This is a genomic window from Mucilaginibacter sp. P4_C11 (assembly GCF_056402115.1).
Genome location: NZ_JBFUIA010000032.1, coordinates 16,841 through 38,383 on the forward strand (window position 1 = coordinate 16,841; position 21,543 = coordinate 38,383).

General features: G+C 40.7%; 23 protein-coding genes. 16 read left to right on the plus strand and 7 right to left on the minus strand.

What is annotated here, in order from left to right; genetic code table 11:
• Positions 1-196 precede the first annotated feature (196 nt).
• Positions 197-1,297: a S1C family serine protease gene (locus tag AC1DU2_RS24180; RefSeq protein ID WP_477387546.1), complete on the minus strand. Its 1,101-nt coding sequence runs from the start codon at positions 1,295-1,297 to the stop codon at positions 197-199.
• A gap of 15 nt (positions 1,298-1,312) precedes the next feature.
• Positions 1,313-1,882: an RNA polymerase sigma factor gene (locus tag AC1DU2_RS24185; protein WP_477361346.1), complete on the minus strand. Its 570-nt coding sequence runs from the start codon at positions 1,880-1,882 to the stop codon at positions 1,313-1,315.
• Between the two features lie 401 nt (positions 1,883-2,283).
• Here AC1DU2_RS24185 and AC1DU2_RS24190 point away from each other — a divergent pair, with 401 nt between their 5' ends.
• From AC1DU2_RS24190 to AC1DU2_RS24200, 3 genes are all read left to right on the plus strand, one after another.
• The gene (locus AC1DU2_RS24190; protein ID WP_477387548.1) at positions 2,284-2,475 is read left to right on the plus strand and encodes a hypothetical protein; all 192 of its coding nucleotides are present in this window, start codon (positions 2,284-2,286) and stop codon (positions 2,473-2,475) included.
• A gap of 182 nt (positions 2,476-2,657) precedes the next feature.
• Entirely contained in the window at positions 2,658-2,876 is a 219-nt protein-coding gene (locus AC1DU2_RS24195; RefSeq protein ID WP_477361342.1) for a hypothetical protein, read from the plus strand.
• 173 nt (positions 2,877-3,049) lie between these two features.
• Complete coding sequence (locus AC1DU2_RS24200) at positions 3,050-3,250, plus strand: hypothetical protein (protein ID WP_477362669.1); 201 nt, start codon at positions 3,050-3,052, stop codon at positions 3,248-3,250.
• Positions 3,251-3,389: 139 nt separating this feature from the next.
• Here the strand turns inward: AC1DU2_RS24200 and AC1DU2_RS24205 are convergent, their stop codons facing one another.
• Together AC1DU2_RS24205 and AC1DU2_RS24210 are read right to left on the minus strand one after the other, a co-directional pair.
• Entirely contained in the window at positions 3,390-3,845 is a 456-nt protein-coding gene (locus tag AC1DU2_RS24205) for a PA2169 family four-helix-bundle protein (protein WP_477362671.1), read from the minus strand.
• Positions 3,846-3,938: 93 nt separating this feature from the next.
• A complete protein-coding gene (locus AC1DU2_RS24210) occupies positions 3,939-4,100 on the minus strand; it encodes a hypothetical protein (RefSeq protein WP_477387550.1) in 162 nt (53 codons plus the stop codon).
• A gap of 460 nt (positions 4,101-4,560) precedes the next feature.
• On the opposite strand from AC1DU2_RS24210, the gene AC1DU2_RS24215 reads away from it, so the two are divergent.
• Positions 4,561-4,782: a hypothetical protein gene (locus tag AC1DU2_RS24215; protein WP_477362675.1), complete on the plus strand. Its 222-nt coding sequence runs from the start codon at positions 4,561-4,563 to the stop codon at positions 4,780-4,782.
• A gap of 85 nt (positions 4,783-4,867) precedes the next feature.
• The gene (locus AC1DU2_RS24220) at positions 4,868-6,367 is read left to right on the plus strand and encodes an ATP-binding cassette domain-containing protein (RefSeq protein ID WP_477387552.1); all 1,500 of its coding nucleotides are present in this window, start codon (positions 4,868-4,870) and stop codon (positions 6,365-6,367) included.
• A 156-nt stretch (positions 6,368-6,523) separates the two neighbouring features.
• On the opposite strand, the gene AC1DU2_RS24225 is transcribed toward AC1DU2_RS24220, so the two are convergent.
• Both AC1DU2_RS24225 and AC1DU2_RS24230 read right to left on the minus strand, forming a co-directional pair.
• Positions 6,524-7,714: a carboxypeptidase-like regulatory domain-containing protein gene (locus AC1DU2_RS24225; protein WP_477387554.1), complete on the minus strand. Its 1,191-nt coding sequence runs from the start codon at positions 7,712-7,714 to the stop codon at positions 6,524-6,526.
• Positions 7,715-7,986: 272 nt separating this feature from the next.
• Positions 7,987-8,628: a hypothetical protein gene (locus AC1DU2_RS24230; protein ID WP_477362681.1), complete on the minus strand. Its 642-nt coding sequence runs from the start codon at positions 8,626-8,628 to the stop codon at positions 7,987-7,989.
• A 196-nt stretch (positions 8,629-8,824) separates the two neighbouring features.
• Here AC1DU2_RS24230 and AC1DU2_RS24235 point away from each other — a divergent pair, with 196 nt between their 5' ends.
• From AC1DU2_RS24235 to AC1DU2_RS24270, 8 genes are all read left to right on the plus strand, one after another.
• Complete coding sequence (locus tag AC1DU2_RS24235; RefSeq protein ID WP_477387556.1) at positions 8,825-10,180, plus strand: DEAD/DEAH box helicase; 1,356 nt, start codon at positions 8,825-8,827, stop codon at positions 10,178-10,180.
• Positions 10,181-10,215: 35 nt separating this feature from the next.
• Positions 10,216-10,482 (plus strand): hypothetical protein, encoded by a 267-nt coding sequence (locus AC1DU2_RS24240; protein WP_090653032.1) that lies wholly within the window; start codon positions 10,216-10,218, stop codon positions 10,480-10,482.
• 124 nt (positions 10,483-10,606) lie between these two features.
• A complete protein-coding gene (gldC, locus tag AC1DU2_RS24245; RefSeq protein ID WP_090653031.1) occupies positions 10,607-10,936 on the plus strand; it encodes a gliding motility protein GldC in 330 nt (109 codons plus the stop codon).
• Positions 10,937-11,103: 167 nt separating this feature from the next.
• The gene (locus AC1DU2_RS24250) at positions 11,104-11,529 is read left to right on the plus strand and encodes a hypothetical protein (protein ID WP_477387558.1); all 426 of its coding nucleotides are present in this window, start codon (positions 11,104-11,106) and stop codon (positions 11,527-11,529) included.
• 96 nt (positions 11,530-11,625) lie between these two features.
• Positions 11,626-15,069, plus strand: coding sequence for a response regulator (locus AC1DU2_RS24255; RefSeq protein ID WP_477387560.1), 3,444 nt, complete (start codon positions 11,626-11,628; stop codon positions 15,067-15,069).
• 3 nt (positions 15,070-15,072) lie between these two features.
• On the plus strand, positions 15,073-15,903 hold the full coding sequence (locus tag AC1DU2_RS24260; protein ID WP_477387562.1) for a CheR family methyltransferase: 831 nt from the start codon (positions 15,073-15,075) through the stop codon (positions 15,901-15,903).
• Complete coding sequence (locus AC1DU2_RS24265) at positions 15,893-16,480, plus strand: chemotaxis protein CheB (protein ID WP_477362691.1); 588 nt, start codon at positions 15,893-15,895, stop codon at positions 16,478-16,480. Before AC1DU2_RS24260 ends, AC1DU2_RS24265 begins: the two co-directional genes overlap by 11 nt.
• 29 nt (positions 16,481-16,509) lie before the next feature.
• Positions 16,510-18,453: a hybrid sensor histidine kinase/response regulator gene (locus AC1DU2_RS24270; protein ID WP_477387564.1), complete on the plus strand. Its 1,944-nt coding sequence runs from the start codon at positions 16,510-16,512 to the stop codon at positions 18,451-18,453.
• Here AC1DU2_RS24270 and AC1DU2_RS24275 read toward each other — a convergent pair.
• Positions 18,442-18,927 carry a methylated-DNA--[protein]-cysteine S-methyltransferase gene (locus AC1DU2_RS24275; RefSeq protein WP_477387566.1) on the minus strand — a complete coding sequence of 162 codons (486 nt, stop codon included), beginning with the start codon at positions 18,925-18,927 and terminating at the stop codon, positions 18,442-18,444. The two genes, AC1DU2_RS24270 and AC1DU2_RS24275, sit on opposite strands and share 12 nt — an antisense overlap.
• An 89-nt stretch (positions 18,928-19,016) precedes the next feature.
• Between AC1DU2_RS24275 and AC1DU2_RS24280 the strand changes: the two genes are divergently transcribed.
• The 3 genes from AC1DU2_RS24280 to AC1DU2_RS24290 all read left to right on the plus strand — a co-directional run bounded on the left by AC1DU2_RS24280 (position 19,017) and on the right by AC1DU2_RS24290 (position 21,542).
• The gene (locus tag AC1DU2_RS24280; protein ID WP_477362697.1) at positions 19,017-19,700 is read left to right on the plus strand and encodes a heme exporter protein CcmB; all 684 of its coding nucleotides are present in this window, start codon (positions 19,017-19,019) and stop codon (positions 19,698-19,700) included.
• A 219-nt stretch (positions 19,701-19,919) separates the two neighbouring features.
• Positions 19,920-21,107, plus strand: a complete 1,188-nt coding sequence (locus AC1DU2_RS24285; protein ID WP_477362699.1) for a hypothetical protein — start codon at positions 19,920-19,922, stop codon at positions 21,105-21,107.
• 12 nt (positions 21,108-21,119) lie between these two features.
• Positions 21,120-21,542, plus strand: a complete 423-nt coding sequence (locus AC1DU2_RS24290; protein WP_477362701.1) for a QcrA and Rieske domain-containing protein — start codon at positions 21,120-21,122, stop codon at positions 21,540-21,542.
• The last annotated feature ends 1 nt before the right edge of the window (position 21,543 follow it).

A 21,543-nucleotide genomic window follows, 5' to 3' on the forward strand; every position in this document is an offset into this window, starting at 1 on the left:
CAAATTGTCTGAACCTGAATTTACAAAATTTAATAAGCCAATTAGAGAAATTCTAAAAATTCGCTTAATTCGAGTTCAGACAACAAATAAAATCCAAAATCCGACGAATCCCGGTTCAGAAAAGGTCTTTAATCAAAAAAGAGACACCTTACGGTATCTCCTTTTAATTATTAATTTTTATTGGAATTGGGCGTTATTAATAAGCTTTAACCATGAACACATAGTTTTTTAGCTTTTTGACTTGTTGCGGCCGACTTAACCCTGCCAGTGTATTTTTAGTACTTAACGTTAAATCTTTACTCAATGAATCGGACGGTATATTTTGGATAGCTTTTAACAAATAAGCCGATTTTTTTGCAAAACCTGCACCAGCCATCTCGGGCTGCCTGCCGCTTATAATACCAACAACGTTGCCTTTACCATCTAACAATGGGCCACCGCTATTACCCGGATTAACGGGAATAGATACCTGATATTCTGTTGTATCGCCGGAGTGGCCATTTCTCGCTGTTAACGAACCTGGGCCATAATTCTCTTCGCCGCTTGGATAACCGAATGTATAAACATCTTCGCCCAAATCACTTAATGATTTCTTAAAATTGTAAGGCACATTTCCAAGGTCTTTAAATGCAGGGTCGTTTATCTGCAATACAGCTATATCATATTGTGGTTCTGTATAAATCACTTTAGCATGGAATGATTCCCCAGCCGCATTTTGAACATATACCGAATCGGCACCATCAATCACGTGAAAATCTGTTGCTATATAGCCGTTGGATGAAAGTGCAAAACCAGTACCCCTGTATTTACCGGGACTTGTATTTGTTTTACGGCCTTTCATATCTTTTAACAAACCACTGGTTTTACCCTCCAGTGTCGCCTGTGATTTTTTTATTTTGCCTATTTCATCGCTTAACTTTTCATAGTTAGATTGATGACTGTTAAGCTTACCTGTAAAAAACAAAGTGCTCAATATTGCAAAAATGGCTATCGACGCAGCTACCGATATTTTTGAATGGTGGTGCCTCCACATATTTACTATCCAGTTGGGCTTAATTAAAAGCTCTTCTTTCAGTGTATGTACATCAATTTCACTATGAATAGCATCCAGTCGCTTTTCCAGTTCAACGCGTTCGCCGTATTGTTTAATCAGCCCTACAAATAGTTTATGCTCTATTACCTTGCTGTCAACATTCGCGTCGTTTTTACGCAATGTCTCAAATTCGGCACGCTCACCGGCGGTCATATCGCCGTTTAGGTACCTGTCAATCAATTCCAGAATAAGGTTCTCGCTCATCTCTTTACACTCCTTTTACTTCTGCTGAAAAAATAACTTTTTCAGCCTTTGCAGGCATTTATACTTTTGCGTTTTGGCATTATCGGCATTGGTGTACCCAAAACGTTCACAAATCTCCTGCATCGATCTGTTATGTATATAAAAATCTTCCATAATAGTTTTACAGGGTTCGCCTAACAACTGAAGGGCCGCCTCCATTTTATTAAACTGTATATCCCGGTCATTATGTTTTTCAACCTCGTCATCAACAGGCAGGTACTCTTCAAAATCCCTGATATCGCCCCCGTACCTGTTCATCTGGCTTAACCTTTTAAGCCAAAGCCTGCGGCAAACCGAGTAAATGTATGTTTTAAGCTTACTGCTTAACTCAAACTCGCCCGATTTTATCTTGTTATAAAGAACAATGATAGCTTCCTGGTATATATCCTTGGCATCATCCTCGTTTCCGTTATTGTTGATAATTAACTGTAATATCATCGGGAAATAGGTTGTATATAGTCTTTTTAGTACTATTTCCGAATTGTTAAGTATCCCAAGAACTATTTCGCTATCTGTTGGTGCCGAAGCTTTTAAGTCTTTACTCACTATTAATACTGTTTATGCCAAAATGTAACCCAACGTTGTAAAAAAAAGAATCAAGAGTTAAGAGTCAAGAATCAAGACTAAATGAAAAGCGTTGAATCTGATAAAAAAGGGAACGTTTAATTACCGCCCGGATACTTGACTCTCAATTCTTGATTTTCTTCAAGTGATTCTCTTCAACTGTTAATACTATAAAAGCAAATAAGGTAACCCCCTAAGGTAAATTATAGCATAGGGGCAAATCTGCAAAAAAAAAGTGGCAACCAAACTTGCTATTACCACTTTGAAAATAACCAAAAAAGTAAAAATTTTATTTTTAATTAATTTAATGGGTTACCTTTTTCATAAAAGTGTATTAACAACAGTAAACGATTAAAAATACTAACATTTTAAAACACACAACGATGAAAAACTTATTAAAAACCAGCTTTGTTGCTTTAGTTCTTGCTGCTTCTTTCGCTGCTTGTAATGGTAATGCTAAAAAAGAAGGTGGTGATACTACCGTTAAAGTTGACTCTACAGTTAAAATTGATTCTACAGTTAAAACTGATTCAACCAAAGTTGATACAGTAAAAAAAGACACAGTTAAAAAATAACTGACTGCTGTCGCGCTATAAAAAGAGCCAAGGTACTACTTGTTGTTCTTTTAATGGTTTAATAGTTTTTTTTGATAAAAGGTAACCAATATTTTTTTTTAAAATCATGGGTTACCTTTTATCATTAATTGTATTAACTACCGAACGATCAAAAAATTATTAAAACTCATAAAACTCAAAACATGAAAAATTCATTCAAATTAGGTTTAGTTGCCTTAGCTATCGCTACTTCATTTGCAGCTTGTAAAGGTGCTGGTTCATCTACCCCTGTTGATTCAGCAAAAGCAGATTCAGCAAAAGTTGATTCAGTGAAAAAAGATTCAACTGTAGCAACTGATTCAACTGCTAAAGCTGGTGCAGCTAAAGTTGACTCTGTAAAAAAAGATACAGCTAAAAAATAATTATTAAGCCTTTAAACTGGCTGAAGTATAAACCTTCATGCCTTTTTATAGATTTATTAGTTTTTTTGCAATAAAAGAGGTGATCTGTAATTTTATTTTAAAATTATGGGTTACCTTTTTTTATTTCCGGTATTAACCAAAAAACTATTAAATCACTCATTAAAAAATTGAACATGAAAAATTCATTCAAATTAGGCTTAGTTGCCTTAGCTATCGCTACTTCATTTGCAGCTTGTAAAGGTTCTGGTTCTGCTTCAGGTACAGATACCGCTAAAATGGACACTGCTAAAATGGACACTGCCAAGAAAGATACCACTAAAATGGACACTGCTAAAGCTGACACTACTAAGAAAGACACTGCTAAAAAAATGTAATCTTACTTTTTTTAGATTTCTAAAAAAACGCCTCCGATTTTCGAAGGCGTTTTTTTATAGTATCAAGTCGTAAGTATCAGGTATCAAGATTTTTTTATCTGGGAAACATCAGGCTTGATACTAATTACTTGCTACTTGATTAATGAACACTATCGCGTAATGCTTTGATTTCGTCATGGGCATCCAAAATTTCGTCATGTTGCCTGGTTACCAGGTCACGTAAAAATCCGGGAATATATTCTTCGGCCAATGCGTCGCGGTAAGCTTTTACAATAGCGTCTTCGCCAAACTCACATTCTTCTAAAATATCGTGCGTGTCATGGGCGGTAAAAGCGGCTTTCACGTCGAGCCAGGCGCGATGTATTTTACCACCGGTTGAAGTACCTGTATCAATATCTTTTCCTAAAACTTCAACCTCTTTTCCCAATTCATTCTTATAACGGTTGCTTGCATCAATTAAGCTTAAAAAAAGCATCCTTAAATCAGTTTCGCCATCTTTTAATTCTTTAAGGGCTCGTTCATAACCCTTTATCCTGTCGTTGTTAATCTGAACCAGGTCATTTAAAACTTCTGCTGTTGCTTGTGTATTTTCCATGATAAATTATGTTTTTATACAATTACAACTCATTAAAAATTAAATTGTTTAATTAAATAATTAATAAATATCTCTATACGAAATATCAACATATTACTTCCTGAATAATGAAATTAGCCAAACGATAACCAAAATAACAACAATAACAGCAATGACGCCCACGATAGCACCAGCCTTAAATATGCCCGTAATAACCGAGCAACTATTTAAAGTAAGCATGGCCAGTGCGATCAGCAGCAAATGAATCTTTTTCATAATAATATTTTGAGTTGATGAAGTGTAGTGACCGCATTTTGCCGTCGCGGTTTAGCCAGCGCAAGAATCAGGCCTTTTTTTGCGTACAGCGTTTTATTACCCCGCAGTTTCCAAATGCCTAAATTTAACTCAAAATGTATAGTAAACCATACGCCTGGTTCGACATATCCGGCTATATATTAATTGGATAAACACCCAATAATTGCCTTTAATTGAAGGAGCAATCCACAACACGCTTTTTATTTATCTGTTAACCCATCAAATATGTACTAATCAACAAACAATTTAAAAAACGGAACGTTTATTGTGGATATTATCTTGAGAAGAAAGCGTCAACAACATTTCGGCTACAACAAACATTAAGTATTAACATACTTATAGTGCAGGTTTTTGCTAAATTTTTGGTGGTCCCGCAACATTATCATAATTTTGAATTATCTATTTATAACTATATATTATCATGACTTTTCAAATACAATCAAACATTCAATGCGAAAATTGCATTAAATGTGGCACAAGGCCTCAAGTTGAACAATCAAAAAAAAATTGGATTGTTGCCTGTCCAAATAAAAAATGCAATAATTTTGTTAAAGGCGAAATGGTAAATATAGAAGGCTGGAACAGGCTAAACAAGAGCAACGCCAATATTGCACCTAACCAAAGTCTTAAGAAAACTGCCTAAGCTTAAAAATTACTCATAATAATTATCACTATACTTAAGTGCTTTTTCGGGCAGATGGTTAATTTTGCCCGCTTTAAAAGCAGCCATGAGTAAAGCTATTTTTTCTATAAACAATGCCACCGTAAGATTTTTAAACAGCACACTGTTCAGAGATCTTACATTTAAAATAAACAAAGGCGAAAATTGGGCACTTGTAGGATCAAGCGGCTCGGGCAAAAGTGCCTTATTACAAACCATTGCAGGCCGCTTTAATATAACAGGCGGCTCCATCGCTTATAACTTTGAAAGCGTACATGATGGCGAAAGCCTGCCAGCAAATGGCATTAGCATTAAAACAAAATTAATTGCCATTGTAGAGCCCAGGCACCACTTCCGTAACCTATCAAATACTTCCGACTTTTACTATCAGCAGCGTTATAACTCGTCCGACTCGGAGGACGCCCTTACCGTAAACCATTATTTAAACAACATCACCAGCGAAACTGTTGACGGATATTGGACCTTAGATAAGGTTATGATTTTATTGAACCTTGATTATCTGCAGGATAAGGAATTAATAAAACTATCAAACGGCGAGACAAAACGCCTGATGTTAGCCGCTGCCTTACTTAAAAACCCGGCATTATTATTACTCGACAATCCGTTAACCGGCCTTGATGTAAAAACAAGACAGGAGTTTAATGGCATCATCAGCCAAATTACTGCATCTGGCATCAATTTAATTATCGCCACGCCCGCCCATGAAATTCCGGAAGGAATTACCCATGTAGCCGTATTGCAAAACGGGGCAATTATTCATGAAACTACCAGGATCGATTTTAGGCCGGAAGAGTTTATGGCCGATGTTGCCGACAGCATTGATATAACGGCACTTAACATACTTTTAAACCCAGATAAACCGCGGGTAACCTACAACCATATTGTTAAAATGGAAAAGGTGCACATCCAATACGCCGATAAGGTAGTACTGGATGATGTGAACTGGGAAATTAAAACAGGCGACCGTTGGGCGCTGCTTGGCCCAAACGGCGCGGGCAAATCAACACTACTCAGCTTAATAAATGGTGATAATCCGCAAGCCTACGCCAACCACATTATTTTATTTGATAAAAAACGCGGAACCGGAGAAAGCATCTGGGATATTAAAAAGAAAATAGGTTTTGTATCGCCGGAGCTGCATCAATATTTCCCTACCGATAACAGCTGCCTTCAGGTAGTAGAGTCGGGGTACTACGATACCCTTGGATTATTCAGACCAAGCAACAAACAAATGGCTGCCATAGCCCTACAATGGATGAAAACGCTTGAAATAGAGCAATATGCCCGAACGCTTTTAAAAAATATACCCGCAAGTGCACAACGTCTATGTTTACTTGCCCGTGCATTAGTGAAAAACCCTTCACTACTTATTTTTGATGAACCCTGCCAGGGCATGGACGACCATCAGCAGCTTCATTTTAAAAACATCATAGATACCATTTGCAAACTAAGCAACGTAACCATGATATACGTAACCCACTATCAGCATGAAATCCCAAACAGTGTTGATAAGGTTTTAACGCTGGATAAAGGAAAAGTGGTTTAATTGGTTCATTGGTTCATTGGAACGCGGGCATAGCGGACAAAAACAGTCGTCCACAATAGACTTACGAAGTTTTAAATACTTTGTAAGTTTTTCGCCGGCTGAAGGTTGTAATATACCAACAGTCAATACTAATGAACAAGTGAACCAATGAACTAATCAGTCCCCCGGCTCGTAATCAACGGGCAGCAAATCGCATAGTTTGGCTTTTGACCAGGTGCCTTCGTAAAGCGGGGCCGGGTTTGATATTACGGTGCCGTTGTTATCAAACAAAGCATAACTACCATACAGGGTGATTATACTGGTTTCAAAGTTTTCCATATCCAGCGGGCGGTAAACATCTTTAAATTCGGTAAGCTCGTGTTTTTTAGTATATACTACGTACAAAAAATGCGGAAAGGCGATGGCATAAATCCCGGCCTCGGGCGTGCTGCGCAAAATCTCCATTGACTGATATGGAATCTTCACCACATTTTCATCGCTCCATTTGGTAAGGTTGCTGAGTTTATACCAGTGCATAACCGAGTCGCGGTTGGTTTCTTTATACCTTTTTATTTTTTGCTGTATCAGTTCTTCGGGTGGCCGTTCGTGGTTCAGGGCTCGGGTAAAGTCGTGGGCTTCAAAACCCTCTTCCTTTAGCTTATCTTTATATAATGACCTGAAAAAATGCTGGGGCGAGCCGTAGTAAGCTTCCTCGCGTTTATGTTTCCACACTTTTTTTTGCTCGGCAGATCCCGGCAGGTTTTCAAACAAGGCCCTGCCCGAGTATTGTATGGTATGCTCAATAGCATCGCTTACGTAGTTTTTCAATAAATATTTGGTGCGATAGCCCAACGCCCTGTTCTCAACCACTAAAAACTCGTCGGCATCTGCCTCCAGCCGCTGCTTGCTACGGTGGTAATTAAGGTTAAGAACGCGCGGGTTAAGCACCTTGCATAATTTAGAGTTCTCGGTAGTACCAATAAACTCCCTCCTGAATTGTTCATAGTTCTTTTTCCAATCGGCATTACTGCTTATTACCACTTCGCGCAGCATGAGTACTTTTTGGGTGAGCGATATGTCGAGTTTTAAAGGCACGTTACCTACCTGCACTGTTTGTGCATAGTCTTCGTACCCCACTACGGTAACAATTAATTCATACTGGCCAGGCTTGACACCCGATAGGGTAAATGTGCCATCTTCGGCGGTTGAGGTACCGTAAGTAGCGTTATTTAAAAACACGCTGGCATTGGCCAATGGCGATTTACTTTCGCCATGCACTACCTTACCGGTGATAGTAGCGGACTGCGCCAAAACAAACAAGGGGCATAATAAAACAAAGGCTATAAAAACTATCCGGATTGGCCGCATTAACTAAAAATACTGAAATAATTATTCAAGCTACTAAAAAAAGCATTTTTTATGAACACAGGATGAATTGCCAAAGTATTTATTTACTGATATAAGATTTTTACAATGGGGTCTGGGGACGGGGTGCGAGGTGCGGGGTTCGAGTGGAAGGGCTAAATATCTGTATCTACTGCCCTTTGCTTATTAATGTCCGCCCCACCTTTAACTTCGCTTAGGGCAGACACAACTTAAGAGTTTCGACTCCGGGCTTCACACTAACCTTCAACCCAGCCCTACTGTTTCCCCCAGTAATAATTTACACCAAAACCAATATTGGTATTCAGCCCAATGTTGAATGAATTGGCTTTGGTTTGATAATCATGGGTATACAGTATGTTACCAAAACCAAGATTTACGGCCAGCTTTTTTGTGGCAAAAAACACGATATTGGGGTTACCGCCAATACTTATCGAGCCCGAATTAAAGTTGTTGATATCATTGGCCTCGGTAACGCCAAACTGCGGGAATATGCCAATCCTGTCATTCAGCATGCAATAGTACCTGAAATGGATACCTAACGAAAGCGCTTCGGTGTGGTATTTATGATCATACCTGTAACTGGTGGTACCGGTACCTGCTAATGCGGTGTAAACAGATGTTTCGGTACCTCCCGTGCGCGAGTAACCGGGCTGGATGCCAATAGTCCAGTTTTTTGACAGGAACATCCCAAAATCGGGGTTAATTTGCAGGTTAGATATACTATGATTGGTATAAACCGTAGTTCCGGCCGCGAACGAATAGGTGTTGGTGTAGCCATACCCATCGTAATTGTAATTAAGGCTACCGCCGGTGTAATACCGGCCGGTACCAATTTGAGCGTTTGCGGCAAAAGACGCCGCCACAATAAATAAAAGTGTAAATAAGTGTTTTTTCATTGCTGAATTTTAATAGGTGTAAAAACGAAAGCAATGGGATATAACCACCAGGCAATAAAACAGATAAGGTAAAGTACTGCATATGGTTAACGTCTCATGCATCCTTTATTACGGCTTTAAACGTAAAAGTGATACTAAAGGTTAGCGCAATATAACAAACAATAGCCCTAATCAACAAAAAGCCTATCTTTGCGGCATGGGTGTATCTTTTGAAGAATTTAATTTTAACCGGCAAATTTTAAATGCCATTGCCGATGCCGGTTATACCGAAGCTACGCCTATACAGCAAAAAGCCATCCCTCCTATCATGAACGGGCAGGATGTAATGGGCATAGCGCAAACGGGTACCGGTAAAACGGCCGCTTATGTTTTGCCCATAATCATGAAGCTTAAATATGCCCAGGGCGAGGCCCCGCGCGCGCTCATTATTTCGCCAACGCGCGAACTGGCTATGCAGATTGAGGAAAACGTTAAAACCTTTGCCTCCAACACCGACCTTAGGGTTGTAGTACTATACGGTGGCCTGGGCCCAAAAACACAAATAGAAAACCTTAATAAAGGTGTAGATATCATTGTAGCCACTCCCGGCCGCTTTATGGATTTATACCTGGCAGGCCATATAGTTACCAAAACCCTGCAGGTACTGGTGCTTGACGAGGCCGATAAAATGATGGATATGGGCTTTATGCCCCAGATTAACCGCTTGCTTGAAGTGGTACCTGTAAAAAGGCAAAACCTGCTTTTTTCGGCCACTATGAGCGATAAAATTCATGAGTTATCCAATAATTTCCTGGAGTATCCAACCATTATTGAAGTTACCCCACAGGCAACACCGGCGCAAACGGTTAACCAACAGCTGTATTATGTACCCAATGTTAAAACCAAAATTCACCTGTTAAAAAAACTATTGGAGGCCGAAGGGGAGATTACCAAGCTGATGATATTTTGCAAAACCCGTGTTGTTGCCGATGATGTTTACAAATTCCTGCTGCGCAAATTTGGCGAAGGGGGAGTTAAGGTATTACATGCCAATAAAGGGCAAAACACCCGTATCAACTCTATCAACTCGTTTAAAAACGACGAGGTTAAAATACTGGTAGCAACCGATGTAGCATCGCGCGGTATCGATGTTAGTGATGTAAGCCATGTTATTAATTTTGATGTACCTGTTGTAATAGAAGATTATGTACACCGGATAGGCCGCACGGGCCGGGCCCTGCAATCGGGCGAGGCCATTACTTTTTGTGGGCCGGCAGAGGAGTATTACCTTAAGAAGATAGAAAAACTCATTAAACAAACCATCCCGGTTTCGGCCATTCCGGATGATGTTTTTATTGAGGAAACCGGCTACGATGAGCGCCAGGAAATTGCGAAGGAAATTGATATGCAAAAGCGTAAAGACGACCCCGATTTTAAAGGCGCTTTCCACGAAAAGAAAACCCTCAATCAGCATAAAAAGTTCGACGAGGCCAAGAACAAAGTAAAATATGGCAAAGCCTATAAAGCAGCCGGCGGAAAAACCAGGTCATCATCGTCCCGAAAAAAACGTTAAYCGATTTTAAAAACTTCAAACAGATAGTCAATTACATGAAATTGCGCATTACCCCGTTAAATTTTGCCACCACATTTTTTTTGGTCGTAGCTGTTTATATCTGGATAAATGGAGCCGCCATTGCCGGTCGCCCTTTAGAAAACTGGAGCGGTACCATTGGTTGGATATTCCTGTTATTTGCCGCGGTGGTGTTTTTTATGGATCTGATGTTCCGCAACTTTTTTGCCGAGCTTAAAAAACTGTGGATTATTGAGTTGTGCGTAATAGCCCTGATAGCTGTAATCTTTTTCCTGGTTAAATAAATGCGCCCTCCTGTTTCCATAATTTACATGGTAGATAAGCATAATGTTCCCTCAAAAATTACAAACTCATTATAATCCCGTCGCTGTAAAATAACCTACTTTTGCGACTTCAATAAAACAGAAAATGAAAACTGCCGAAATAAAGCTCACCGTTACGCTGGACGATAATAACGTGCCCGAAAATATCATGTGGGAATCAACCGATTCGCAATCAAAAGAGGCATTGCCCGTAAAATCGTTCATGTTGGCCCTGTGGGACCAAAGCTACAAAAACACCCTGCGCATTGACCTGTGGACCAAAGATATGCCCGTTGACGAGATGAAACGCTTCTTTTACGAAACCCTGCAAACCATGGGCGACAGCTTTTTACGCGCCACCGGCGAAAAAAATATTGTTGAAGACCTGCGCGATTACTGCGCCCACTTTGCCGATAAAATGGAAATTAAACAATAGCCTTTTAGTATCAAGTAGTAAGTATCAAGTATCAAGATTTTTGATTGGGTAATTTGAGTGAGGATACTATTTTTACTTGCAGCTGTCTTGCTACTTGATACTTGCGACTTGATACTAAATAACTGCAGCTGTCTTGCTACTTGATACTTACTACTTGATACTCCCTTATGCGCCTTAGTTCAATTTCATCATTTGTGGGCTTTGTATTGCTTTTTGCCGGTACATACTGCCCGTTGTTACGTCCGTTCCATTTGTTTAACTGGAATGTTTATCAGCTTAACCAGCCGTACGGTATAGTACTTGTGCTGGTGGCTGTTATCGGTGTTATTTCATCGTTTTTAAACCAGTATAAAATTACGCGGGCCTGTGCCTGGGCGTCGGTCATATTGGTTGCGGTGCTGTTTATTGCTGCCATTGTAAAGGTAGAAACCACTTTTAGTTTTATCCCTTTCCGCAAGTTCGATTCACTTTTAACCAGGCAAATTAAATTTAAGTGGGGTTGGTTCGTATTGTTTGCGGGCCCGGTTCTGGCGCTTGCGGGTGCAATTAACGGCAAGCCTAAAGGCTTTGTTAAATCCGCAGAAACAGTATAAATTAATCAAAATATTCCTTATATGTTTATTAGCTGTTCACTTTACGTAAACAGCTTTTTTTTGAACATATTTGTATTTGTTTAATTATCCCTATCAATGTTGAAACTTACCTTTCGTCAGCAGGTATTAACTGGCTTTGCTGCATCAATCATCCTGGTTTTACTGGTTGGTATACTATCCTATAACAGCATCAGCCAGTTAGAAGAAGATAACACCTGGGTTGAGCATACCCAAAATGTTATCAAATCGTCTACCGGTTTATTGCAGCATATGATAGATGCAGAAACCGGCATGCGCGGTTTTGGAGCTACAGATAAAAAAGTATTTCTTGAACCGTATCATGATGCAATACCACGTATCAACGAGGACCTTAGTACGCTAAAAAATCTCACCAAAGACAATGCGGTTCAATTAAAACGGCTGGACACACTAACATCCCTTGTAACTACCCAGCTAAATATACTTAAAGAGAATATCGATACCCGTGATAGCAAAGGGCTTGAATTTATGGTTGCCAATAACATGTTTTTGAATGGCAAACAAAACATGGATAACATACGCGGGCTTGTAAACAGGGTAATAGAAAACGAAAACCGACTTCTTAGCATTCGCAAACAAAGTTCGGCAAAAGCATCAAAAATGGCCGTCACTGTGATAGCCTGCGGATCGTTAATATTCCTGTTTATCATCCTGTTTTTGTTCAGATACATTCAAACAGCATTTGATCAGCAGAAAAAAATAGAAGAAGAAATTAAGGTTGCCAACGCCGAATTGGGTGTAGTACTTGCCGAAAATGAAGCCAAAAACTGGCTGCTTACCGGTACCGGCACCCTTAACGAAAAAATGCAGGGGCAGCAAAGCGAAAAAGAGCTATCACAAAATATATTGGCCGAAGTTTGCTCTTATACCAAAGCAGCCGCAGGTACATTTTATTTATATAACGATAAGGAGCATCTCCTTGAATTATATGCATCCTACGCATTCCATAATCCAAATTTAATAAAGAAACGGGTACAGCTAACTGAAGGCTGGCTTGGCCAGGTGGCTGCCGATGAAAAAGCAGCTGTGGTAAAAGGCAAGTTGAATGATAGCTTGGAGCTGTCTTCATCGGTAGTTAAAGAATTACTAACCCAAACATTTATCATTCCGTTCTTTTTTGACAAAAAGCTAAAAGGCGTAATGGAAGTGGCCTTTGCCGGCGAATTGGCAGAAAAAGACCGTGGTTATATTTTAGCCATAGCCAATGATATTGGCATTGCGGTAAATACCGCCCAGGCCCGCACCATCATGCACGACCTGTTTGAAGAAACCCAGCAACAAGCCGAAGAACTGGAAGCGCAGCAAGAAGAAATGCGCGTTACCAATGAAGAATTGGTAAATAAAACAGAAATGTTGCAGGCATCAGAAGAAGAATTGCGGGTACAGCAGGAAGAATTACGTACTATTAACGCCGAGCTTGAAGAAAAAGCAAGCCTGCTGGAAGAAAAAAACCAGGCCATTGAAGAAGCACGTGCAGCCATTAACCTTAAAGTTGATGAGTTGGAAACTACGGGCAAATACAAATCGGAGTTTTTGGCAAACATGAGCCACGAACTGCGCACGCCGCTTAACAGTATCCTGGTGTTGGCGCGCATACTGAAAGACAATAAACCGGCCAACCTGTCTGAAGATCAGATTAAATACGCCAGCGTAATTTTCAATGCAGGTAACGATTTACTTACACTGATAAACGACATACTGGACTTATCCAAAATAGAATCGGGCAAGCTGGATATGCAAAATGAGGATATCAGGATATCCGAAATTGTTGACGATATGGAAATGTTGTTTAACGAAGTAGCGGGCAACAAAAAAATAAAATATAGCACCAGCATTGCCGGGAATGTGCCTTTAACCGTATTTACCGATAAGGTAAGAGTTGAGCAGGTGATAAAAAACCTGCTCTCAAACGCGTTCAAGTTTACGCCAGAGAATGGCTCAATTTCCATCAATGTAAAACCGGGGCTTAAAGAAAACACCGTCAACTTTGCTATCAAAGATTCAGGCATAGGTATCCCGGCCGAAAAACAACGGATTATATTTGAAGCCTTTCAGCAGGCCGATGGTTCAACAAGCCGCAAATATGGCGGCACAGGATTGGGATTATCCATTAGCCGCGAACTGGCCATATTATTGGGCGGCAGCATAAGCATGACCAGTGAGCCGGGAATAGGCAGCGAATTTATATTGACGATTCCCCTTGAGGCCAAAATAGTACCGGTTGTGAATGACGAGGTTTTACCAACAGCCCAAACTTTCAAGGCCGAAAGTAACTTCCTGAAGCCTGCTAAAGCCATAACCCGTGAAGATAACCACGAGCCATTAGTGGTAATTGTAGAAGATGATAAAAATTTTGCCGGCATACTGCAGGATTATGCCCGTGATCATGGCTATAAATCTATTATAGTTTATGAAGGCACACGCGCCGTTGAAACCATAAAGGAGGCAAAACCCGATGCTGTTATACTTGACATTATGCTGCCAGGCAAGGATGGCTGGCAGATATTAAAAGAGTTGAAGGCTGATGAAGCTACGATACATATCCCGGTACACCTGATGTCGGCAGGCGAAGCGGCGGCTAATCGTGTGCACAAAGAAGGTGCCATCAGTTTCCTTAAAAAGCCTATTAATACCGAAACATTGGATAAACTATTTGCAGATATCATGCTGCAAAGCGGCACCCGGTTTAAGCAAATACTGCTGGTTGAAGACCACAAGGCCCAAAGCCAGGCTTTAAAAGATATGATGCAGGGCCAGGGCATTACGGTAGACCAGGCTTTTGATGGCGCATCGGCATTCAGAATGCTGCACGAAAATGAGTACCAATGCGTAATACTTGATTTAAACCTGCCAGATATTTCGGGCCTTGATCTGTTAGACAAGATCAAGGAAGTTGACCGCTTTATTTCACTACCTGTAATTGTTAACACAGCCATGGAGTTGGATAAAACATCGGTAAACAGGCTTATGCAATATGCAAACGCCATGGTGGTTAAAACCAATAAATCGGCCGATAGACTAATTGACGAGGTTAACCTGTTCCTGAATAAAATTAGCGAATCATCGGCCAGCGGCCAAACGGCGCAAATATCAAAACCAAAATTGCCGGCTAAAGGCAAGGATGCCATTAAAGGTAAAAAGGTGCTTATTGTTGATGATGATATGCGCAATATTTTTGCCCTGAGCAGCGCCCTGCAAAGCTATGACCTTATTGTGGAAATTGCCAACGATGGCGAGGAAGCCATAGCCAAGCTGGAGGAGATCCCGAACATTGATATTGTTTTGATGGATATTATGATGCCCAAAATGGATGGTTACGAAGCCACAAGATACATACGTAAGCAAAACAAATGGGCCAAATTGCCGGTAATAGCATTAACAGCAAAAGCAATGAAAGACGACCGCGAAAAGTGCATAGCAGCCGGTGCCAATGATTATATTACCAAACCGGTTGATATGGACAGGTTAATTTCGCTGATGCAATTATGGCTGGAAAGCTAATTTATGACCGATACTAATGTAATCATATCCGCACCGCAAATAACCGCGCTTATTGACCTTGTAAAAAAGGTGCATGGGTTTGATTTTTCGGGCTATACCAAAGCTTCATTAAAACGCAGGATCACCAGGATTATGCAGCTTAAAAAACTAAGCTTTTATGATCTTAAGCATGCGCTCGTCAACAATCAGGACTTTTTTCAGGAGTTTTTGGAAGAGATAACGGTGAACGTAACCGAGATGTTTCGCGACCCATCATTTTACAAAGGCTTAAACAGCCAGGTTATCCCCTACCTTTCCACCTATCAGCATTCTAAAATATGGGTGGCAGGTTGTTCAACCGGCGAGGAAGTATATTCAATGGCTATCCTGATGCGCGAGGCCGGCCTGAGCAATAAATCGTTCATTTACGGCACCGATATTAACACCGAAGTACTTAGAGAAGCCCGCCGCGGTATCTATAGCCTGCGTAATATAAAAAGTTACGCAGAAAATTATCAATTTACAGGTTTAAAGGGTTCCATTTCAGATCATTTTACTATCTTGTACGACGCAGCTTCAATACACAATGAATTGAAACAAAATACGTTGTTTTCCGTACACAACCTGGTTTCAGATGGTGTATTCAACGAGTTTCAGCTTATAAGTTGCCGTAACGTGTTTATTTATTTTGAAACTGAGTTGCAGGAACACATCCTGGAACTTTTTTATAAAAGTTTATGCCCATTGGGCTATTTGTGCCTGGGGAGTAAAGAAACAATCCGGTCAGATACTTTTAAAAAGAAGTTTAAGGTGATTAATCCAAAGGAAAATATTTATCAAAAAATTGGCTCCTGATAAAAACCTGCTCGAACGTTGGAAATCTGCCGAAATACTGCTACTCGGCGGCTCTGCTGGTTCGTTTAAAATATTGTTCCAGATAGTAAAAACGCTCGCTCCCAACCTAAACAAAACTGTAATTATTGTAATTCATCGCAAAAAAAATTTTTTTAGCGAAATTGAAAAACTCTTTGCAGAAAACAGCCGTATGTTAATGCGCGAAATTGCCGACAAGGATATTCTGAATAAGAATACTATTTACATAGCGCCCGCGAATTACCATACCTTAATTGAAAAAGAGGGAACATTTGCACTTGATGTATCGGAATCGGTTTGGTTTTCAAAGCCATCAATTGATGTAACTTTTGAAAGCGCAGCCGAAATTTACAAAGAGCGTTGCATGGCGATACTGTTATCGGGTGCAAACCAGGATGGCGCGGAAGGATTGCTTAAATTAAGAAATAACGGCGCTACAACCATCGCGCAGCATCCGGAGGATGCGGAAATGACAGAAATGCCAACGGCAGCAATTAATATTGGAGCCGCAGAATATATTTTACATACAGACGAAATTTTTACATTATTAAGTACATAGGTAATTCACCATACACTAATCAATATTACATGACCCCTGTAAATATTCTTATTGTTGATGATAGAGAAGAGAACATAATAGCGCTTGAGGCCTTATTAAAACGCGATGACATCCGTATATTTTCTACAACATCCCCTAATGAAGCGCTCAAAATAGCCTGGGAAACCCAAATTGCTATAGCACTGGTTGATGTGCAAATGCCCGAAATGGATGGCTTTGAATTGGTAGAGATGCTTAAATCAAACCCGCGTACCAGGGATATTATGGTAATTTTTGTTACTGCTATATCAAAGGAAACCAAATACGCTGTTAAAGGCCTGGGTACCGGCGCAGTTGATTACCTGTATAAGCCGCTCGATCCGTATATAACATCGGCCAAAGTTGATTCATTTGTACACCTGGCCCGCGCACAAGCCGAAATCAAACTCAAAAACCAGGAATTACAGAATTACTCGATAGTTGTAAAAAACTCGGCAGATATCATTTGCTCTGTTGATGCGCAAACCCTGCGGATTGACAATATTAACCCGGCAGTTGAAAATATTTTGGGTTTTAAGCCAGCCGAATTACTGGGCAAGAGCATAGTTAACCTGGCCATTACAGAGCATCAGCCGGCATTTAGAAAAAAACTCGGCGAAATTATTAAAGATAACCTTCCTTTCGCGGTATTTGAAGGCAGGTTTGAACGATTTGATAAACGGGTAATATGGGGCGAATGCCGTGCATCTTACCATAATAAAATGATATTTATCAATATCAGCGATATATCGCCCCAAAAAAGCTACCAGGAACAACTCATCAAATCAAAGGATCAGGCGGAATATACCAAAAAGGTTAAGGAAACTTTTTTGGCCAATATGAGCCATGAACTACGGACACCCGTTAACGGTATTATTGGCATTACCACTATGCTGCTAAAAACTAATGTTGATGAGCAGCAAAGAGGAATGCTTGATTTGTTGGAAACCTCGTCAAAATCGTTACTTGGGGTTATTAACGATGTGTTGGATATTTCTAAAATCGAGGCCGGGAAATTTAACATTATCCGTACGGCAAATAATGTAAACGATATTATCAAATCGGTTTTCGACTTGCTGAAATTTAGGGCCGACGAAAAAGACATCGAGTTTTTATTGGAAACAGATCCTGAGTTGCCGCCGTATATGATGGTTGATTCGTTGCGTTTAAACCAGATATTGATGAACCTGCTCAGCAACGCCATTAAGTTTACCGAAAGGGGTTATGTAAAATTAAAGGTATCGGTTATACAAAGGCACACCGATAAGGTGAGGGTAAAATATAGTGTTGAAGATACCGGCATCGGAATTCCTGAAGATAAGCTTAACCGGGTGTTTGAATCATTTGAGCAGGCCGATGAGGATACGGTTAGTAAATACGGAGGCACCGGGCTTGGGCTTGCTATAGTAAAAAGATTGGTTGAGTTAAAAGGCGGCGAACTTACGGTAAACAGCAAAATTGGCGAAGGCAGCACCTTCAGTTTTTATAACTGGTACACAATTTCGGCCAAACCGGTTGAAAAGGCCAGTGCGAGACCAGATAAAGCACTTGCCCCCTTTTTAAATGTAAGCGTGTTGGTAGCCGAAGATAATATGGTAAACCAGTTTATGCTATCTAAAATACTTAAAGACTGGCAGGTACAGGTGGATATGGTTGATAACGGCCGTAAAGTGCTTGATAAACTAAGGAACAACCATTATGACATTATATTGATGGATACCCATATGCCCGATTTGAATGGTTACGAAACGGCAAAAACCATCAGGGTTGATTTTGAGGAACCCAAACGAAGTATACCTATTATATCACTATCAGCAGCTTCATTTGGCTACGAGCAACAGGAAGCTTTAACAGCGGGGATGAATGATGTTTTGTCGAAGCCATTTCAGCCATTTCAGCTGCACGAAAAAATGAGTAAACTTTTAAGCGCCCGCACACATAAATTAAAAGTTTAACCTGGTTTGGCCCACGCCCATAACATTGGCTTCGTGTTGCAGCAACCATTGCTTACGCCAAAGGCCGCCGGCATAACCGGTTAAACTCCCATCCGAGCCTATCACCCGGTGGCAAGGTACTACAACCCAAAGATGATTTTTTCCGTTGGCGGCAGCAATCGCCCTGATGGCCAAAGGGTTGTTCATTTGTTGAGATTGCTGCAGATAAGTTGTTGTGGTGCCGTACTCAATATTTAATAAACATTCCCAAACCTGCTGCTGAAAATCGGTACCCGGTTGCTTAATGGGGAAATCGAAGGTTTTCCTGGTCCCATCAAAATATTGCTGCAACTGATCAATAGCTATTTGCAGCAATGGCGTAGCTGGCGGCTCTATCTCATATTCCTCATCCCGGATGGAGATGCCTGATATAAATTCACCATCCTGTGTAATACGGACAATCCCGATGGGGGTACGATAATAAGCTATGGGCATTGGTTTGTTAATTGTAATCAAAATTAAAGTAATCGGGGCTATCAAACAAATGGCTAAAATCCCATATTACAAATTATTACCTTTGCCGCATGAAGCTTGTTCAGGAAACCATTCATTTGTTAAAAAAAGAGATTTTGCTGGAGTGGCGGTCAAAATATGCTTTTAACGGGGTTTTGCTGTACGTGGTATCTACCGTATTTGTTTGCTACATCTCGTTCAATCAAAGTTCCGGTTTAAACGGTACCACCGCCTATCCGCTGGTATGGAATGTGTTGTTTTGGATCATCATGTTGTTTGCATCGGTAAACGCTATTGCCAAAAGCTTTATGCAGGAGAGTAAAAGCCGGTTACTGTATTACTACTCCATTGCCAGCCCGCAAGCCATTATACTTTCAAAAACCATATACAATATTTTGCTGATGACGCTCATCAGCTTTTTGGCCCTGCTGGTATACCAGGTTTTCTTCACCAATAAACTTGGCGATGTATGGTTTTATTTGCTAGCGGTGTTAATGGGTAGCATCAGCTTTTCAACAGTATTTACCATGATATCGGCCATAGCATCAAAAGCCGGCAATAACGGTACACTCATGGCTATTTTAAGTTTTCCAGTAATTATTCCGGTGATATTAATCCTTATCCGCCTAAGCAAAAGAGCAATGGATGGATTGGAGCGAAGCTTAAGTTACGGCGATATCGGCGTTCTGTTTGCCATTAACGCTATCGTAATTACAACCGCGTTGTTACTTTTCCCTTATTTGTGGCGCGATTGAATCCCGATAAGCTACATTATTATTCTCTTATTTTTTGAATATATCTGTTCAATTAGTTTGATCAGCGGTTTTTTACGTTCCAGTATGCTTATTTAGAATCATTTTAAATTTTATTTGGATTAAGTCTAATTAAGGTATAGTTTTGCCATCAAAGAATCAACGACGATGCATGGCAAAAACTGTACTCTACTCATAATATCTTTATTTATATCGGGCACATTGTTAGCACAACAGCCGAATAATTCAACAGCAGAAGATTCCCTTAATAACAATACTGCAAAAAACTCTATTCTCACCAACACCTCAATAGGTGGCTACGGAAATGCCTTCTATCAGTACAACTCCAATCATGGGACCGCCAAAGTTGACCTGGAACGTTTTGTACTTTTTGTGGGCCATAAGTTTAGCGATAGGATTTCGTTTTTCTCTGAACTTGAACTGGAGGACGCCAAAGTTAACGGCGGCGAGCCCGGAGGCGAAATTACTATTGAGCAAGCCTATTTAAAGTTCAGCCTTAACCCTAATCAATATATCGTGGCCGGTTTGTTTTTGCCGCGCATAGGCATCCTGAACGAAAACCACCTGCCTACCACCTTTAATGGTAACGAACGTAACTATGTAGAAACATTGGTTATCCCGGCTACCTGGCGCGAATTGGGCATAGGATTTTATGGCCGTTTAAATAACCTGCCCGTTAATTACTCGGTGGGGATAATGAACGGACTGAGCGCTGCTGGCTTCACGCACGGAACTGGCATAGTTGACGGGCGTTTTGAGGGGCGTAATGCTACGGGCACCAATCTTGCCGTAACCGGTGCTTTGCAATATTACCAGGGCAGCTTTAAAGCGCAGTTATCGGGCTACTACGGTGGTACGGTGGGCATCCGGAAAACTGAGGCCGATAGCCTTGGCTTAAACTCGGGCATATTTGGCACACCCGTAGCCATGGGCGAGGGCGATATACAATATAATAACCAGGGGGTTTCGGTTAAAATATTGGGCACTATCGCCTCTATTCCCGATGCAGACAAGATTAACCGGGCCTATGCCAGCAATACACCCAAAAGTATGTATGGCGCTTATGCCGAAATTGGTTACGATTTGCTTTTTCGTCAAAACTACGGCAAAATTAATCCTGCCCAACTCATTGTGTTTGTACGCGATGAAAAGCTTAATCTTAATTCGGGGGTTCCGCCAAATGGCATAACCGACCAAACGCTTAACCAGAATTTTGTAGTTGCGGGCTTTACTTATCTGCCGCTACGCAACGTGGTTGTAAAGGCCGACGTAAGGCTGGCCCACACAGGCGTGCAAAACCCGGCATTGGTAATAAACCCAAGCCCGGTAGCTCGGCCATATCAAACCAGCAACTCTTTAGTAAACCTGGGCGTGGGATATTCATTTTAAATGAGGCTTTGTATGCACAGAAGAAAATTCATCAAACAGTCGTGCTCATTGTGTGTAGCTGTCGGCGCAGGTATGATAACGGGATCTTTATCTGGTTGTGCCACTTTACCTGTTTACAAAACAGGTGTAGCCAATAATGCGGTAAGCGTACCGGTTGCCATTTTCGGCACAACCAATTTCCAGCTTATCCAACCTAAAAACCAGTATTATAATATCGGCCTGAAAAAGGAGGCCGATGGCAGCTATACCGCTTTACTTTTAAAATGTACTCATGCAGATAACCAGTTAATGCCTACCGGTAACGGCTATAAATGCGATTTGCATGGCAGCGCTTTTAACGGTGCAGGTAAAGTAATTACCGGCCCTGCCGAGCGGCCGTTAAAAAAGTACAAAACAGAAATACTATCAGATCAAATAATCATCCATCTAATTTAAC

What these genes read in the sequence shown, in the direction of transcription:
- AC1DU2_RS24195 (WP_477361342.1), top strand. Translation starts at nt 2,658, where the DNA reads ATGAAAAATTCATTCAAATTAGGTTTAGTTGCCTTAGCTATCGCTACT.
- AC1DU2_RS24220 (WP_477387552.1), top strand. Translation starts at nt 4,868, where the DNA reads ATGAGTAAAGCTATTTTTTCTATAAACAATGCCACCGTAAGATTTTTA.
- AC1DU2_RS24290 (WP_477362701.1), top strand. Translation starts at nt 21,120, where the DNA reads ATGCACAGAAGAAAATTCATCAAACAGTCGTGCTCATTGTGTGTAGCT.
- AC1DU2_RS24260 (WP_477387562.1), top strand. Translation starts at nt 15,073, where the DNA reads ATGACCGATACTAATGTAATCATATCCGCACCGCAAATAACCGCGCTT.
- AC1DU2_RS24190 (WP_477387548.1), top strand. Translation starts at nt 2,284, where the DNA reads ATGAAAAACTTATTAAAAACCAGCTTTGTTGCTTTAGTTCTTGCTGCT.
- AC1DU2_RS24240 (WP_090653032.1), top strand. Translation starts at nt 10,216, where the DNA reads ATGAAATTGCGCATTACCCCGTTAAATTTTGCCACCACATTTTTTTTG.
- AC1DU2_RS24180 (WP_477387546.1), bottom strand. Translation starts at nt 1,297, where the DNA reads ATGAGCGAGAACCTTATTCTGGAATTGATTGACAGGTACCTAAACGGC.
- AC1DU2_RS24280 (WP_477362697.1), top strand. Translation starts at nt 19,017, where the DNA reads ATGAAGCTTGTTCAGGAAACCATTCATTTGTTAAAAAAAGAGATTTTG.
- AC1DU2_RS24210 (WP_477387550.1), bottom strand. Translation starts at nt 4,100, where the DNA reads ATGAAAAAGATTCATTTGCTGCTGATCGCACTGGCCATGCTTACTTTA.
- gldC (WP_090653031.1), top strand. Translation starts at nt 10,607, where the DNA reads ATGAAAACTGCCGAAATAAAGCTCACCGTTACGCTGGACGATAATAAC.
- AC1DU2_RS24215 (WP_477362675.1), top strand. Translation starts at nt 4,561, where the DNA reads ATGACTTTTCAAATACAATCAAACATTCAATGCGAAAATTGCATTAAA.
- AC1DU2_RS24225 (WP_477387554.1), bottom strand. Translation starts at nt 7,714, where the DNA reads ATGCGGCCAATCCGGATAGTTTTTATAGCCTTTGTTTTATTATGCCCC.
- AC1DU2_RS24200 (WP_477362669.1), top strand. Translation starts at nt 3,050, where the DNA reads ATGAAAAATTCATTCAAATTAGGCTTAGTTGCCTTAGCTATCGCTACT.
- AC1DU2_RS24255 (WP_477387560.1), top strand. Translation starts at nt 11,626, where the DNA reads ATGTTGAAACTTACCTTTCGTCAGCAGGTATTAACTGGCTTTGCTGCA.
- AC1DU2_RS24205 (WP_477362671.1), bottom strand. Translation starts at nt 3,845, where the DNA reads ATGGAAAATACACAAGCAACAGCAGAAGTTTTAAATGACCTGGTTCAG.
- AC1DU2_RS24250 (WP_477387558.1), top strand. Translation starts at nt 11,104, where the DNA reads ATGCGCCTTAGTTCAATTTCATCATTTGTGGGCTTTGTATTGCTTTTT.
- AC1DU2_RS24275 (WP_477387566.1), bottom strand. Translation starts at nt 18,927, where the DNA reads ATGCCCATAGCTTATTATCGTACCCCCATCGGGATTGTCCGTATTACA.
- AC1DU2_RS24235 (WP_477387556.1), top strand. Translation starts at nt 8,825, where the DNA reads ATGGGTGTATCTTTTGAAGAATTTAATTTTAACCGGCAAATTTTAAAT.
- AC1DU2_RS24230 (WP_477362681.1), bottom strand. Translation starts at nt 8,628, where the DNA reads ATGAAAAAACACTTATTTACACTTTTATTTATTGTGGCGGCGTCTTTT.
- AC1DU2_RS24270 (WP_477387564.1), top strand. Translation starts at nt 16,510, where the DNA reads ATGACCCCTGTAAATATTCTTATTGTTGATGATAGAGAAGAGAACATA.